Annotated in this window: 13 protein-coding genes and 1 pseudogene; 8 read left to right on the forward strand and 6 right to left on the reverse strand. The window is 47.9% G+C overall.

What is annotated here, in order from left to right; all coding sequences use genetic code 11:
- Positions 1-138: 138 nt before the first annotated feature.
- The 4 genes from gpmI to ON05_RS27685 all read left to right on the forward strand — a co-directional run bounded on the left by gpmI (position 139) and on the right by ON05_RS27685 (position 4,031).
- On the forward strand, positions 139-1,743 hold the full coding sequence (gpmI, locus tag ON05_RS27670) for a 2,3-bisphosphoglycerate-independent phosphoglycerate mutase (RefSeq protein ID WP_010475902.1): 1,605 nt from the start codon (positions 139-141) through the stop codon (positions 1,741-1,743).
- Between the two features lie 105 nt (positions 1,744-1,848).
- Positions 1,849-2,076, forward strand: coding sequence for a preprotein translocase subunit SecG (gene secG / locus ON05_RS27675; RefSeq protein ID WP_010475901.1), 228 nt, complete (start codon positions 1,849-1,851; stop codon positions 2,074-2,076).
- A 17-nt stretch (positions 2,077-2,093) separates the two neighbouring features.
- A complete protein-coding gene (locus ON05_RS27680) occupies positions 2,094-2,843 on the forward strand; it encodes a hypothetical protein (RefSeq protein ID WP_029315328.1) in 750 nt (249 codons plus the stop codon).
- 39 nt (positions 2,844-2,882) lie between these two features.
- Positions 2,883-4,031 (forward strand): quinone-dependent dihydroorotate dehydrogenase, encoded by a 1,149-nt coding sequence (locus ON05_RS27685; RefSeq protein WP_010475899.1) that lies wholly within the window; start codon positions 2,883-2,885, stop codon positions 4,029-4,031.
- Between the two features lie 123 nt (positions 4,032-4,154).
- Here ON05_RS27685 and ON05_RS27690 read toward each other — a convergent pair whose 3' ends face one another.
- The 3 genes from ON05_RS27690 to ON05_RS27700 form a co-directional block, all read right to left on the reverse strand.
- Complete coding sequence (locus tag ON05_RS27690; RefSeq protein WP_010475897.1) at positions 4,155-5,084, reverse strand: hypothetical protein; 930 nt, start codon at positions 5,082-5,084, stop codon at positions 4,155-4,157.
- 581 nt (positions 5,085-5,665) lie between these two features.
- A complete protein-coding gene (locus ON05_RS27695) occupies positions 5,666-6,646 on the reverse strand; it encodes a diguanylate cyclase domain-containing protein (protein WP_316964626.1) in 981 nt (326 codons plus the stop codon).
- Positions 6,647-6,843: 197 nt separating this feature from the next.
- Complete coding sequence (locus ON05_RS27700) at positions 6,844-7,485, reverse strand: phosphoribosylanthranilate isomerase (protein WP_010475893.1); 642 nt, start codon at positions 7,483-7,485, stop codon at positions 6,844-6,846.
- 177 nt (positions 7,486-7,662) lie between these two features.
- On the opposite strand from ON05_RS27700, the gene psaK reads away from it, so the two are divergent.
- Together psaK and ON05_RS27710 are read left to right on the forward strand one after the other, a co-directional pair.
- Positions 7,663-7,923 (forward strand): photosystem I reaction center subunit PsaK, encoded by a 261-nt coding sequence (psaK, locus tag ON05_RS27705; protein WP_010475892.1) that lies wholly within the window; start codon positions 7,663-7,665, stop codon positions 7,921-7,923.
- 148 nt (positions 7,924-8,071) lie between these two features.
- Positions 8,072-9,079, forward strand: a complete 1,008-nt coding sequence (locus tag ON05_RS27710) for a D-cysteine desulfhydrase family protein (RefSeq protein ID WP_010475890.1) — start codon at positions 8,072-8,074, stop codon at positions 9,077-9,079.
- 44 nt (positions 9,080-9,123) lie between these two features.
- Here ON05_RS27710 and ON05_RS27715 read toward each other — a convergent pair whose 3' ends face one another.
- Positions 9,124-9,909 carry a hypothetical protein gene (locus tag ON05_RS27715; protein WP_010475888.1) on the reverse strand — a complete coding sequence of 262 codons (786 nt, stop codon included), beginning with the start codon at positions 9,907-9,909 and terminating at the stop codon, positions 9,124-9,126.
- 294 nt (positions 9,910-10,203) lie between these two features.
- On the opposite strand from ON05_RS27715, the gene ON05_RS27720 reads away from it, so the two are divergent.
- Complete coding sequence (locus ON05_RS27720) at positions 10,204-10,761, forward strand: hypothetical protein (protein WP_262562420.1); 558 nt, start codon at positions 10,204-10,206, stop codon at positions 10,759-10,761.
- A 179-nt stretch (positions 10,762-10,940) separates the two neighbouring features.
- Positions 10,941-13,541, forward strand: a complete 2,601-nt coding sequence (gene acnB, locus ON05_RS27725; RefSeq protein WP_010475884.1) for a bifunctional aconitate hydratase 2/2-methylisocitrate dehydratase — start codon at positions 10,941-10,943, stop codon at positions 13,539-13,541.
- Between the two features lie 24 nt (positions 13,542-13,565).
- Here acnB and ON05_RS27730 read toward each other — a convergent pair whose 3' ends face one another.
- Positions 13,566-14,666: a diguanylate cyclase gene (locus ON05_RS27730; RefSeq protein WP_010475883.1), complete on the reverse strand. Its 1,101-nt coding sequence runs from the start codon at positions 14,664-14,666 to the stop codon at positions 13,566-13,568.
- Positions 14,608-16,246 (reverse strand): annotated as a pseudogene (locus tag ON05_RS27735) (IS5 family transposase). The gene ON05_RS27730 and the pseudogene ON05_RS27735 overlap by 59 nt, the downstream one beginning before the upstream one ends.
- Positions 16,247-16,270 lie beyond the last annotated feature (24 nt).

Genomic DNA, 16,270 nt, shown 5'->3' on the forward strand with positions numbered 1-16,270 from the left:
TTAACCTGAAAATGATATTAATATCGAGGTCAGGATAATCTTGCTTTTTCCTTTAGATCCAAGTTGTGGTCTGTTCTAAGCGGAATTCTGAGTGTTATGATTGCATCACAAATAAATCCTTGAGGAAAACGATCCTGTATGACGTCGACACCTGTTTCCCCGGTGGTGCTAGTCATATTAGATGGTTGGGGCTACCAAGAAAATTCAGATGGTAATGCCATCGCAACAGCCAACACCCCAATTATTGACAGCCTCTGGACAGCTTATCCTAGTACTTTCATTCAAACCTCTGGTAAGGCCGTAGGCTTGCCTGCAGGTCAAATGGGTAATTCTGAGGTGGGCCACCTCAACTTAGGCGCTGGCCGCACCGTCCCCCAAGAGCTAGTCCGCATTGCAGATGCGATCGAAGATGGTAGCTTGGCGACCAATCCTACCTTGGATAAGGTTTGCAAACAAGTGTCTCAAGCCAGCACCAAATTGCATTTGATTGGCCTGTGCTCAAAAGGGGGCGTTCATGCCCACTCAGACCACCTTTTAGCGTTACTGAAGCTCGCAAAAGAGCATAATATTTCCCAAGTCTGCATTCATGCCATTTTGGATGGACGCGACACCCCTCCAAAAAGCGCGAAAGACGAAATTCTGCGATTACAGAAACAGATTGCCCATATTGGGGTGGGCCAGATTGTGACCCTGAGCGGTCGCTACTTTGCCATGGATCGTGATCGTCGATGGGATCGGATTCAGCAGGCCTATGACGTCATGGTGAACGATCAGGTGGCTGTCCCTCGGGATTGGTCTTCCCTAGATGCGATCACCGATGCCTACGATCACAAAACCACAGACGAGTTTCTTCCCCCCACTCGTATTGCTCCTGGGGCAATCGAGGCCGGGGATGGCGTGATTTTCTTTAACTTCCGGCCTGATCGAGCCCGCCAATTGACTCAAGCTTTTGTTGATCCCAATTTCGATGGGTTTGCGCGAGAGCAGGTGAAGCCTCTTCACTTTGTCACCTTCACTCAATATGATTCAGATCTGCCCACGGATGTCGCCTTTAAGCCCCAAAATCTAGACAATATTTTGGGGGAAATTGTCGCTAATCATGGTTTGAAGCAACTGCGATTGGCTGAAACCGAAAAGTATGCCCATGTTACCTATTTCTTCAATGGTGGCATTGAAGATCCCTTGCCTGGAGAGGATCGAATTTTGGTCCCTAGCCCCATGGTGTCTACCTATGACCAGGACCCACCCATGTCGGCGGCTAAGGTAACGGAAGAAGCGATCGCAGCCTTAGATAAGCGCATCTATTCTTTGATGGTGATTAACTACGCCAATACGGATATGGTGGGTCATACAGGCATGATGGATGCCACGATCCAAGCCGTTGAAACCGTAGATGGATGCCTTGGTCAACTCCTCAACCAAGTGATTAACGTGGGAGGCACGCTTTTAATCACGGCGGACCATGGCAATGCCGAACGGATGTGGGATGAGACCGGAAATCCGTGGACAGCCCATACCACTAACCCTGTGCCTTTCATTTTGGTAGAGGGGGAAGGGCGCAAAATTCCTGCCCATGGTACGGATGTGCAATTGCGAGCAGATGGCCGCTTGGCTGACATTGCCCCGACTATCTTAGATATTCTGCAGCTTCCCAAACCGGAAGAAATGACGGGATCAACCTTAATGCAGCCTGCAGGCTTTGAAGTTCGTCAGAACAAGAGTCCTGTCCGGATTCATCGCTAAAGGTTATACTTTGTGAGTATGTCTTGCCCAATAGGATGGGTAGACCGTCGTGCGGCTATTGATTTGCCGTCAGTATTTTTTATCGTTTACTAGGGTTTCAGTTGGATGCTGACTAACGTAATTCAAGGCGTATGGTTCTTCTCTGCCGTAGGGCTTATTGCCTTGGTACTCTTGCACAGCCCCAAAGGGGACGGTTTGGGGGGGATTGGTGGTCAAGGCCAGCTCTTCACGAGTGCTAAGAGTGCGGAAAAAACCCTTAATCGCATCACTTGGACCCTCACCCTAATGTTTATGGGCTTAACCGTAGTTCTCAGCGCTGGCTGGCTCGGTTAACGGATGAGCTTAACACAATGGGGTGGCCTAGTCTGAGGAAGTGGCCTGCAGTGATGGGCTTAGGGCTCATAGGCCTTGTCGTTGCTGTTCTTGTGCATTTCGGCTGGGTCCGTCCCAATCATGCGGCCCTCCAAGCTCCTGCGGCCCAGGTGCATCCGTTGCCAGCTGCTTTAGAACGGTGGCAAGATCCCCAGGAACAAGGAGATTATTTCGATCAGATCAAAGTCACTCGCGTGGGGTATCTGGTCTGGAGCCAATTTCCTGTCAGAGTCTATGCTCAGCCTGCGCCAACGTCTTTGCCATTAGTCCAAGAGAAATGGCCCCAGGCGGTTGATCAAGCGATTCAGGCTTGGCAAGCGTATTTTCCTCTGGAAGTGACAACTGATCCGAACCAGGCCGATATCGTCATCTCGGCGGTTGATCCCACTCAACGAAGTCAGGGACGTGTTCGCTCAGCAGAGACGCGCTTTAAGCTCTATGTGGATGACCAGCAGCGGTTGTCCCATCGCTGCACCATTCAAGTTCGAGCCAATCAAACAGAGACCTATATTGCTGCGGCGGTTCGCCACGAATTGGGCCATGCCCTGGGGATTTGGGGTCATAGCCGCTTAAAAACCGACGCCCTCTATTTTTCCCAAGTGCGGACACCCGCTCCTATTTCTGCACGGGATATGAATACCCTGAAACGGGTCTATCAGCAGCCAACTCGCCTGGGCTGGCCGGTGCAACAATCGTCAGACACTTCTGCGCCCCCTGCTGAACCTTAGCGGGCTATACTCTCAGTGCGATGCTGGTCTGAGAAAACTGTGGATTTATATCAACAAGGGTTACAACCTCTTTTATTTTCGGCTTTGAAAGCTGACCCAGAAACGGTCCATCGTCAATTGATGCGGACTTGTGCTTGGCTGGATCGGACTGTGGATCAGGGGTTAGCTCAAGGCTTGCAACGGCGGTTGGCCTCTTCTCTACAGGTAGAAGACCCTCGGCTTTCGCAATCTTTGTGGGGTCTCTCCTTTGCCAACCCCATCGGATTGGCGGCGGGGTTTGATAAGGATGGGGTGGCAACCAATATTTGGCCTCGTTTTGGGTTTGGATTTGCGGAAGTAGGAACAGTGACCTTCCACGCTCAATCGGGTAACCCTCAACCTCGCTTGTTTCGTTTACCTGAGGATCAAGCAGCGCTGAATCGGATGGGATTCAATAACCAAGGGGCTGCTGCGATGGCGAAGGTAATTGCCGCTTCACTGGACCGCCAAGCTCGTTCCTACCCCCTAGGGATTAATTTGGGTAAGTCAAAAGTGACGCCCCTCGAACAGGCGGTCGCAGATTATGTGGGGAGCTTTCAACTACTGAAAACCTATGGGGACTATTTTGTGGTGAATGTGAGTTCACCCAATACGCCAGGGTTGCGATCGCTTCAAGCCGTCGAACAATTGGCCCCCATTTTGGCGGGTCTGCAAGCCGAGAATACGGAAGGCAAACCCCTGCTGGTAAAAATCGCCCCAGACTTAGAGTGGGAGGATATTGCCGCGATTGTGGAGTTGGCTCAAGCCCATCAGCTCGCAGGCATTATTGCTACGAACACAACGATTCGGCGGGATCTGAAAACAGAGCGGATTGCCGCTACGGGGAATGCACCTATTGAAGAAGCAGGTGGGATAAGTGGTGCCCCGGTGCGATCGCGTTCCACAGACGTGATTCGATTTATTCACCAACACACTCAAGGCCAACTGCCAATTATCGGAGTGGGCGGCATCTTTACCGCTGAGGATGCTTGGGAAAAACTCTGTGCGGGGGCCAGCTTATTACAGGTCTATACAGGCTGGATCTATGAAGGGCCGTGGATGGTGCGCCGAATTTTGGAAGGATTGCTGGTAAAAATGCAGGAGGAAGGTATTCAGCAACTCTCTGAAATTGTGGGCCAAGATGATGACAAAAACCAGCAAGCTCTTTAATTTGCTTCTATGTAAGATTTATCGTATTGCTTCATTCATCAGTTTTTCATAATCATTGCTTACACACCCTGCTCAGAATGAATTCAAATTAATACCATTCAAATACAATTACTTGTGAAGTAACTATTGGTGAAGTCTCATCAAAATATCATTTTGCATTTGCTGCTCATCTTCAGGTTTAGCTCTTCGACGGAGCCAGTTCTTCCTACTAAAATGCCATCTCCCTATATCTAAAACTAAAGTCCTTAGATCTTTTTGAAAGGTACTGTCTTCAAAAAGATCTAGAACTGTATTGTAAATATTAAGACTACTTACACCCGCAATACCTGGTGCTTTTTCAAGTGAGTACATGAGGAAATCTTTGAAATCTTTGTTTTTAGGATCTAAAACTATATCCTTCAGTAAAGATACTAAGAATTTTTCATACAAATCAGGATCCGGTCTATCAATAGATTTAAGAGTAGATTTGAATAGTAACTGAAGATCCTTGTTTGCAGGATTATTAGCCATTCTTTGCAACAATAAGGAAGAGTACTTTTCAAAGAAAAGATCTATTGTTTCAACTACTTTGCGCTTAACAAGATTATCATCAGATTCAGGTAATGCCAAGTTCTCAATCGATTTTGAAATCTCTAAAAAAACTTCGTCACTATTATTATCTAAACGTGCAGTCAGGGTTTCGATCTCTTTTTTCTTTCCTAAAAGTGATTCGATTTGTGATAATTTATCTAGGCTATATATCTTTGGAGGTTCTTGAATACTGGAATACCAATATCCAGTTTGAAAAACCAACATCTTCACATCTTGATTATCAGGATTATTGATGAATATTTCTAAGACACAATCATAAACTGCTCTTGAGTTCAAGCTTCCTAAACTTTTTAGCTTTCTCAAGCCATTTAGAAAATCTTGATGCCTTTCAGGTTTTAATGGTTCAGCCTCTAAATATTCTAATAGCTCGTCGCGCTTCTTTATGGCTTGACTTTCTAAATAAACTGAAGCTCCAATATATATCCAAGCAAGAGCATCTCCTGCTTGAGTCTTGTTATACATTTAAGCTAATCCTCAAAATAGTGATCAAGATATAAATAATTTAGATAAAACTATATTTATCTTTTGTGAATTTCTCTTTAGCCTTATCATTCCCCAATCTCAAATATATTTTAACTTGTTGTTATTTTTTAAGGTCAGAGCCTAAATCTCCGTCTCATTTTTTATAATCAACTGCAGAACAATCAAGATGCACAAATTTGAGCAGGGATTGTCAAAGTACCGAGAGGAAATTTTGGACTTTTATGTGTACATACATCGATCCTCATAATAGACCTCTTTAATATCTCAGCTGACAATATAGACTTGCTGACAACAATGCAGGGAGAGGGTGTGCAGCAACTGTCTGAAATTGTGGGTCATAAATAAGTTGGGTAGTCTACTAGATATGGGAATGTAGATGGTTCTTACCAGACCAACGTCAATGCTCCCCTTCTCTCAATGTCGTTAGGAATGGTCGTATCCATAGCGGCAAGCCCCCAACTTTAAAGACTGCAGCCATCAGTTTGTTGATGCCTCTCAAAAAATAAGACTAGGGCTATCGCAAGGGAGGTATTGAAGAAGATGGGAAAGATATCGCGGCATTAATCTATTGGAGTACCGACTACTATCCGATCACCTCCTTCAGCTTTAGCTTTAGACAGGGCTTTATCTGCAGATTGATAAAAGCTTCCGGCCCCCATCAATTGAGTACAAGGAAGCACACTAGCAATCCCCAAGCTAATCGTGATGACATCTGAGAAAGCATTAGATTGATGAGGAATGGCCAGAGCCGCTACAGCTCCTCGGATTTTCTCTGCGATGTGGAGGGACCCTTCTAAAGACGTATTCGGGAGAAGGGCTGCAATTTTCCCGCCACCATATCGGGTGGTAAGGTCAGCCGGACGATTGAGACTCTGATGGATGGCATTATCGACTTGGGATAGACACTGATCGCTTTGTATATGACCGTAGGTATCAACGTAAGTTTCGAAGCCATCAATCTCGCAAATCATCAGGGATAAATGAGATTCCTCTCTGACCATCCGTAGCCATTCAACTTGGATTTGTTTTAGAAAAAACTGTCGATTGGTCAGTTGCCTAAACTCATACATAGAGGATAGTTGGAGTAGTTTGTGAGTTGTCTCTTCGAGTTGTTTCTTAAGCCGATTATTCTCAAGATGGATGTGTACACTCTGCTTCAGGATAGGCCAGCGGATAGGCTTGGTAATGAAATCAGATGCGCCACTCTCAAATGCTAAATTCACTGATTCCTCTTCGTCTAACCCTGTAATTATTAGGGTTAGAGGGGTGGCATTAGCTGGTGATTTCAAAAGTTTTCTGCAACATTCAAAACCGTTTATCTTGGGCATCCTGGCATCTAGAATCACAAGATTAGGCATTATGTTCTTGTATGCCTCTAAACACTCTTCCCCATTGGAAGTGGTCATCACTAGGTGACCATCCTTCTCCAGAAGTTGGGCTATATGATTACTGATTTCTTGATCAGGCTCTGCAATTAAGATGATGGATTGCTGACTCATGATATTTATGTCAGCTGAGGAGAATAAATGGTCCTGAGTCATCTTTACCGGATGTAATTGAGATGGAGCATTTTACAGTTCGTATTGTCAGAACATAAATGAGGCGTTCTCAAAATAACTGTACTTTTAGTGCAAAGCAATGTAGTGATTCCAAATACTAGAAGCAGAATAAAGGGTTATTCAGTCCTTTCATGAATTTTCTGATACGGAGTAATTTACACAATTACCCATACAACCCACTAATGAACCTGCTGAAAGAGCTGCTCTACTTTTCGTAAATCTTTATTCCCTGGAGCCTGTTCCACCCCACTTGAGAGATCAATTCCTGATGGCGTTAAAGCCGTTACGGCTTGTGTCACGTTATTAGGGGTGAGACCACCTGCTAGGAACCAAGGAAGCTTTGGTGTAAAAGTCTTGAGCAACGTCCAATCCCAAGTATGCCCGGTTCCGCCTAAGGCTTGAGGCGTATAGGCATCGAGGAGCAGGGTGTTTGCAACGGTCTCATAGGGCGTGATCTGAGCAAGGGTTTCAGCACTACGAACCCGAAACGCTTTGATCAATTCAACCTCTGGTAATTTCGCTTTGACTTGCTGACAATACTCTGGTGGCTCGTCTCCGTGAAGTTGGACTCCGGTTAACTGGCCGACTTCTACAGTTTGTTGAATCAGGTCTAGATCTGCATTGGCAAACACACCAATCCGGCTTAGGGGGGCTCCCTTTAGAGTTTGCGTGGGTAACGCTTGGGTAACCGCCTGAATCTGCTGGGGCGTAACGTAGCGGGGGGACTGAGAGACACAGATAAATCCGAGGGCATCGGCACCTAGGGTTGCGATCGCAACCCCTTGATCAGGCTGAGTAATGCCACAAATTTTGACTCGCATAAAATCCCCTGCATACCATGTATTTCTTTCAGCATAAGGTGGGATCACTTTTATGGCGAAATGTTAACTCTTAAAACAAAACAAAATTTTGCGCCAGTTCAATTTTTATAATTTTGTCAGCGACGTTACAGATTTTTAGATTTAGTCCGTTTCGCTGTTTTTAGGAGAACAATTTTGATGCATCCCATACTTTTGACGACCTTCGAAAGTCATCCCTGGACCGTTAACACAGGGATACTGATGCTGTTTATTAACTTGCTGATGGTGTTCTTAGGGCGTTATGCCATTAAGTATCCAGGCCAAGGCCCCGCTTTGCCCATTGGTGTGCCGGATTCTATGAAAGACTTTGGTGTGCCTGAAATGCTGGCGACTGGGGTGTTTGCCCACTGGATTGGTGCTGGAATGATTTTAGGTCTACGGTCTGCCGGAGCCCTCTAACCCCTCCTTGGTATTAGTCTGTATTTGTAATAGTCACTTTCCCTGTTTTTTACCCTAAAAAAGGCTAGATTGCGGGGATTTTTGATGGCAATATCCCTCTCATCTTCTACTTTTTTAGAATGCGGGTATAGCTGGTCTCTTTCTAAATATGCTATTTCACCATTTACCCCGTCGATCCCTAGGATTTTTCCCAACCCCTATTGTTGAGCTACCTCGACTGTCCCAAGTGCTGGATGGACCCAGAATTTTGATGAAGCGGGATGATCAAACTGGGTTGGCTCTGGGAGGCAACAAGACCCGAAAGCTAGAATTCTTAATCGCAGAAGCGCTACACCAACACTGCGATTGTGTCATTACGGCAGGGGCATCTCAATCGAATCATTGTCGACAAACGGCGGCAGCTGCAGCCATGGTTGGACTGGACTGCCATCTAGTTTTAGGAGGGACGCCATCTGAGCAGGCTTATGGGAATTTATTGCTGGATGAGCTTTTAGGTGCTCAAATTCATTGGACAGGGACGGATCGCAAAGGGGAGCAGTTGAGTGCGATCGCATCCCAGCTACAAGCCCAAGGTCGGCATCCCTACGTCATTCCCTATGGTGGGTCCAATGCGTTGGGGGCAGTTGGCTTTGTGGCGGCGATGGCTGAATTGCAGCTACAGCTTCAGGCCATGTCAGTATCCGTGGATGCGATTGTGTTCGCGTCCAGTTCAGGGGGGACACAGGCGGGGTTGACCGTTGGCAAATCGCTCTTGGCGATGGATGTAGAGCTGATTGGCATTCGTATTGATAAGGCTGAAGATCAGCCGTTGAGTTACCCAGATCAATTGGCCGAGTTAGCCACTACAACGGCAAAGTTGCTCCAATCAGATCGCCAATTTCACTCCACAGACTTTCGCGTCGAAACCGCCTATCTGGGAGCTGGGTACGGCAGGGTTGGAGATCTAGAGCGATCGGCGATTAACCTCCTGGCGCAATCAGAAGGCATTCTTGCCGATCCAGTTTATTCGGGTCGGGCGATGGGTGGGTTAATCGATTTAATCCGAAAGGGGCAATTTAATCCCCAACAAACCGTTCTGTTTTGGCACACGGGAGGACAACCTGCCCTCTTTGCACCACAATTTTCCTTGCAAAAGACCAGTTCGTTTTCAGAATGATGGGACTGGCTCAACGAGCATTATAGGTTTCATCTAGAGGGTCGCTACTCGGCAGTCCCGGTACTGTAGGTTCCTGTGGATGGGTTGTATTTATACTCCAAGGGACTAAGGCCAGAGGGATTGGAGCTAGAGGAGGACAGGGTGCTAGAAGAGCCAGCGCTGTTCGTTCCAGACGAAGGACGGGTATCGAAGGAAGACGTGAGTGGTTTGGGTGCTGTGGATGCTTTAGAGGTAGAAGCAGAAGGGGAGGTGAGGCGAAGATTAGGATCAATGGGCTGATTAAATTGTTGGATGGCCTTGCCTTCTTCCGTTAAGCCAGCGGGGGAGTCTGCTGCAGGTGGGGCAGATGGGGCCTTTGCGGTCGGAATATTCTGGGTTGGAGTATTAGCAGCAGGGATATCGGGGGGAGCAGGTTGACTGATACCCGAGGGAATCGGACTGGGAGCTGGCACTGCATTGGGGGGCTGAGCAGGGACTGTCGCTGCAGTGGGTGAGTTCGTTTCTGCCAGGCTGGTGGGGATTTCAATGGTGCTGGGAGGGACTTTTGAGGTCGCGGGGCTTGTCCCGAGGGGATTGGCAGGTTGAGATTTGGGAGTTCCTTTAACGGGCTGATTAGACGTCGGAGTCGATAGGTTGGTTTGGGGAGGAAGGTTTAGGGTTGGGAGTTTTGCGGATCTAGGTGCAACAGAACCCGACGATACTGGGGGCTTGCCCTCTTCCTTATTGGCTTGGTTATTACAACCATATAACCCAGGTAATGTGGTTAAAGCGACGCCTACACTGAGCAGTAGCCGCGTTGATAAATAGGTTGAATTAGAGTGATGGAACATTATCTTTGCCTCCCACAGCAGTAATTATTTAGCCTTTGGCTTTATCTAAAAAAAGGCAATATTTATAGCAAAATTATCAGATTTTGGTTTTTGATGATGTAATCTAGCTGCTTTTGCAGCCAGGCTTGATAGTTCCATACTGCATTCCAAGGAACGCACACAGAGAAAAGATATTGGCGGATTTTTATCCCTATGTTCCAGACTTATCGAACGAGATTAAAACGCGCTGGCTGGTCACTGATTCTATTTGGGCTACTCGATATTTTGATCCTGATTTATCGAGGTGAAAACGGTGTGAAGTCGATATCCGGTCTTGGGGGTGTAGGCGCAATCGCCGGGGTCTTCCTTTTAAGAGGGAACTTAAAGGTGACGAATGGGGTTGCTTGGTTCTCAGCTTTTTACTGGATGTACCGGGTCTTCTCCACCGTTATTGGAGTAGTGGTGTTTCAAGATCAAGACCTGTGGATGACTCAATTTCGCCTATATCCGATCTTGAATACGGTCTCATGGAGTTTCACTGGAGTTTTAGCCATCTACTTGCCGTGGTTGTACTTTCAACTCCGCCATCCACAGATCCTGGCTGCCCTAAGATCATCTGGGATGAAAGCACTGCCCCCCATTAGCGCATGGGTGGGAGGGGCTGGATTTGCGGTCATCCTTAGCGTCCTTATTTATCTTGTCTTGAGCAGTGCTGATGCGGCTGAAGCCTTGCAACGCGCCAAGCAGCAACTGGGACCAAACTACACCTATCGATTAACTTCAATGGGTTGGAGCGGTTCACAGGTGGAAGCGACCGTTACAGCCTACAACCGCACGACCATCAAGACTATTGATGTGGAATGGACGAAATGACCTGGCAGTATGAAGCGACACAATAGACTCTGACGATCCAACGATATATTGGATATAGTGGCTAAACCTTGTTTGATGCTGATACATCTGTCCAGATGTCTAGGCTCGTGATTCAAGTGTTGAGTAAATTAACTGTACTTTATATTGATTGAGAACGCTTCATGGGATCTGGTTTGGAAATGCTGACATCTTACCGCCAACACGCTCAGGAACGGGCTGCTTTAGGCATTCCGCCGCTGCCGTTGACGGCTGAGCAGACAGCCGATCTATGTGAGCTGCTCAAGTCCCCGCCAGCGGGTGAAGAAGACGCGTTAATGGCATTGCTGCGAGATCGCATCCCACCCGGCGTTGATCAGGCAGCCTATGTGAAGGCTTCGTTTTTGAGTGCGATCGCAAACAACGAAACTACCAGTCCCCTCATTACCCCCATCGCTGCGGTTGAACTCCTCGGCACCATGATGGGCGGCTACAACGTTCAGTCTTTAGTGGACCTACTTAAATCAGACAATGCTGAACTCGCTACTGCTGCCGCCACTGCCCTCAAGCATACAGTCTTGGTTTACGACGCCTACCATGATGTGATGGAACTCGCTCAAACCAATGCCTATGCCCAGTCCGTCGTTGACTCCTGGGTCGCAGCAGAATGGTTTACTAGCAAACCGAAGCTGCCCGAATCCATCACCGTTACCGTCTTCAAAGTACCGGGAGAAACGAATACGGATGATTTGTCTCCCGCCCCCCATGCCACTACCCGCCCAGACATCCCGCTCCATGCACTAGCCATGTTGGAAACCCGGATGCCAGATGGCCTAGAAACCTTGGCTCAGCTTAAGCAAAAAGGACACCCCGTTGCCTATGTGGGAGATGTCGTCGGTACCGGATCATCTCGCAAATCGGCTATTAACTCGGTTCTCTGGCATATTGGCGATGATATTCCCTTCGTGCCCAACAAGCGAGCTGGCGGCTATATCTTAGGGGGCAATATTGCACCCATCTTCTTTAACACGGCGGAAGACTCAGGCGCCTTGCCCATTGAATGTGATGTCTCTGGCCTCGAAACTGGGATGGTGATTACCATCTATCCCTACAAAGGCGAAATTACAGATGAGGCAGGCACAGTTCTCACCACTTTTACCCTCAAACCTGAAACCATTACTGATGAGGTCCAAGCGGGAGGCCGGATTCCTTTACTGATTGGTCGGTCCCTGACAGATAAGATTCGCATTGAGCTGGGGATGGAGCCGAGTGATGTCTTTACTCGACCCACCCCACCCCCCGATTCTGGAAAAGGCTTTACCCTAGCCCAAAAAATGGTGGGCAAGGCTTGTGGTCTTCCGGGGGTTCGTCCTGGTATGTCCTGTGAACCTCTTATGACCACCGTGGGGTCGCAAGATACCACTGGCCCTATGACCCGCGATGAGATGAAAGAGCTTGCTTGCTTAGGCTTTAGTTCTGATCTGGTCATGCAAAGCTTCTGCCATACCGCAGCCTATCCCAAGCCCGTTGATATCGATACCCATACCCATCTGCCCGATTTCTTCGCTTCTCGGGGTGGCGTCGCCCTGCGCCCTGGAGATGGCATTATCCACTCTTGGCTTAACCGGATGCTGCTACCCGATACCGTGGGCACAGGGGGCGATTCCCATACCCGCTTTCCTTTAGGCATTTCCTTCCCTGCTGGATCGGGTTTGGTGGCTTTTGCGGCAGCGATTGGGGCCATGCCTTTGGATATGCCGGAGTCGGTCTTGGTTAAATTCACTGGCGATCTACAGCCTGGAATTACCCTGCGGGATATCGTCAATGCTATTCCCTACGTGGCTATCCAAAAGGGATTGCTGACCGTTGAAAAACAGAATAAGAAAAATATCTACTCTGGCAGAGTCCTAGAGATGGAAGGATTGCCGGATCTAAAACTAGAGCAAGCCTTTGAATTAACGGATGCATCGGCAGAGCGATCGGCCTCGGGCTGCACGATTAAACTCAGCGAAGAGACCGTAGCCGAATATCTACGCTCTAATATTGCCCTACTCAAGAATATGGCGGCCCGTGGCTACCAGGATGCCCGGACGATTTTGCGCCGGGTGGCCAAAATGGAAGCATGGCTGGCAAATCCGACTCTGATGTCAGCGGATGCCGATGCAGAGTACGCCGAAGTGGTAGACGTAAACCTCAATGAGATTTGCGAACCCCTAGTGGCGGCTCCTAACGACCCAGACAATATCAAAACTCTGTCTGAAGTGGTGAATGACCCAATTCATGAGGTGTTTATTGGCTCCTGCATGACCAATATTGGTCACTACCGGGCAGCAGCTAAGGTCTTGGAAGGTGCAGGAACCACAAAAGCGCGGCTCTGGATCTGTCCACCGACTCGTATGGATGAAAAGCAACTCCGAGAAGAGGGCTACTACGGTATTTTTGCCGCAGCTGGGGCACGAACGGAGATGCCAGGCTGTTCCCTCTGTATGGGGAACCAAGCCCGTGTGGAAGATGGAGTAACAGTGTTCTCCACCTCAACCCGAAACTTTAACAACCGGATGGGTAAAGGCGCACAGGTTTATTTAGGTTCAGCAGAGTTAGCCGCTGCTTGTGCATTACTCGGTCGTATTCCCACCCCTGAGGAATACCAGGACATTGTTGCCAAGAAGATTGATCCATTTGCGGATGATCTGTACCGCTATCTCAATTTCGATCAGATTGATGGCTTTATTGATGAAGGTCGCGTGATTCCTTTAGAGGAGCTACCTAAAATTGAAGATATTTTAGGGATGCCCGTGAGCTAACAGATCAAGACCTTACAACAACGTCTAAAACTCGTTAGCACACGCACGATTGCGGCCCTGAGCTTTGGCTTGATACAGTGCCTGATCGGCTTGCTCGATCATCTGATGGGAATTCAGTTCTAATTGTGGAATCCCACTAGCAATGCCAATACTGATGGTGACATAGTCACTGATGATGGACTCAGCATGGGCCAAGGCTAGCTTTTGTAGGTTCTCTTGAATAACCTTAGCTTGAGCTTGAGCCCCAGGTAGCTGGGTATGAGGCAAAATAATCACAAATTCTTCGCCACCATATCGAGCTGCAAAATCACTGGGTCTGCGCATACAGTTGTGAATGGTTTGGGCAATTTGAAACAAGCAACTATCCCCTGCTTGATGACCATAATGATCGTTGTAGGCCTTAAAGCAATCAACATCACACAGGAGTAAAGATAAGCAAGATTGTTCCCGGAGCATTCTTTGCCACTCTTGGGCAAAAACGGCATTAAAATGGCGTCGATTGGCAATTTGCGTAACATCATCAATGGTGGCCAACTGTTCTACTTTTTCTAATAAGCGCTGACGGGCACGCACAAATTGCATCAGTAGGTAACCGACCAACAAGGTAAACCCGCAAAACAAAATGGTGATGATGCTCAATAGCTGTAGCGAATGGGAATGACGTCGGATTCGACTTTGATATTGCTTCCACTGTTGGCGTTGGTGAAGCAGAGAAACTTGATTGATATCGAGTTCTAGGTTGTCAAGCTGGTCAATAATTTGAGTCTTGAGCTTAGTATTGCTGGGGTCTAGCTGCCATCGTTGGATCTCAGGTTTTAACGACAACCAAGATTGAATTAAATGATCTTTAATGGTGGCAACTTGAGTATTTAAGTTGCGAGCTAGGGAGTGCCGTTGAATAATCGTGAATCGGCTTTGCGTAATCTTCAACTGTAGATTTAAGTTTTTGTTATTGGTAGTAGAGTTACGGGTCATCTGAAGTCGAAGACGATTCACTTCCCTCTGGAGCTGATTAAAATCATGGACGCCTCTAACTAAGTTAAGCTCTAGGGACTTGTCTTGCGTCTCAATTTGTTGCCGTAATGATTGTCCACCAGCAACAATTCCGATCAGTAGGACTAGCATAGGGTTTGCTGAAAAAGTAAATTGAGCTAATTCCTGGCATCAAATCGTACAATCAACCCAGTTGTGACGGCCAGGGCCATATTCCTTCACTGGCCCTAGAAAAGCCCCAAGGCAGCCCTGGCAGCTCCATAACGCTTTCCAACACCAGCAATCCCACCCAAAAATGAATGATAAAAGGTGGCGGAGCCACCGCTCTAGATTCATCACCAAGAACGTGATAGCAATCGCACTAGCAGCCGTATCCGCTAACTTCGCCATCACTCGATTCAAGCCAAATCTTCGCTTGGCCTGCCCAAACTTGCCCTCAATTTGGACTCTCACCTTTTCGTCCTCCCGTGCTTGTTGCTTGAGTTGGCCCTGCACCTGGGGTCTTGTTGAGGTCTTCCTAACGGTGGTCCACTCAATCGGATACCTCGAGCTTTACACCATCGTCGATTAGCTCGGGTTCGATAGATTTGGTCGGCATGGACTGAGAGAGGATAATGGCCAAAGCGACGATGAAAAGCTTCCACTTGATATTGAAGATGCTGGGATTCATTGAACGCATCCCAGCTTAAACGTTCCAGAAACACACATCCGTTGACACAACTGAGGGATAGCTTGGCCCCAAACTCAACAGGTACTCCAGCTTTGCCTCGGACCATCGGTCGGACATGAGGCTGAGTGAGGCTGACAATACGGTCATCTACTCGACGCACGTGCTGTTGATACATCCACTCTTGCTGTCGAAAGACTTCATGAATCACCAGCAACAGACGGTACTGTCGCCGGGACAGTCGGGACAGAGACGCTCCTAAAGCTATCAATCCATCAATGTGGGCTAGATTCCGACGCACATAGCCCAACTGCTGACGAATCCCTTTACGAATCAGCTTGCGACTCGGTTGACGTTTCTTGGCAATGGCCAGATAAGCTTTGCGGGCCTTTTGGCGGTAGGTGCGAGGTTTGCCCTTGAGAGACAGCATGACTTGAGCATATAAAGCATCAAGGATGGCTTCACTCGCTTTGCGGGCATCATTGAGCAGATCTAAGTCTGTCGGATAGCGAATATCGGCTGGCGCACAGGTCGCGTCTATCAACAATTGGCCCTGGTTGGGAGGGGCAGGAGGCTCATCTTCGTCATCTTCAGGAGAAGGAGATGACTCAGGGGACATCACAACAGGAGAACCCTCAGATGCGAGCACTGATTCCACGACTGCGTCGTTGACTTGAGTCAGTAGCTCTAGATTCAACCGTTGGCGAAAGTGAACCAGCATGGAGGCATCAAACGGAGCACTCTCTCGATATTCACTAAAACCCAGAAAGTACTGCAAGTAGGGGTTCTCTCGAATCTGTTCTACGGTCTCTGCATCGGATACACCCAGTTTCTCTTTGATGATTAAGGTCCCTAAGGCCACACGAAAGGGTTTGGCAGGTGCCCCCATGGTCTGACTGAATTGCTCTGCATACTCTGACTCAAAGCTCTCCCAAGGAATCAGCTCGGCGAGTTTGACCCAGCGATTCTCTTCTGATAGTTTGCCTCCGAAGGGCAAGTAGAAGTTCTTAAAGGACAGTTGACCGGGGGATGGACGACGATACATTGGGGTGCATGTGCAAAGGTTTTG

Source organism: Acaryochloris sp. CCMEE 5410 (assembly GCF_000238775.2).
Taxonomy (GTDB): Bacteria; Cyanobacteriota; Cyanobacteriia; order Thermosynechococcales; family Thermosynechococcaceae; genus Acaryochloris.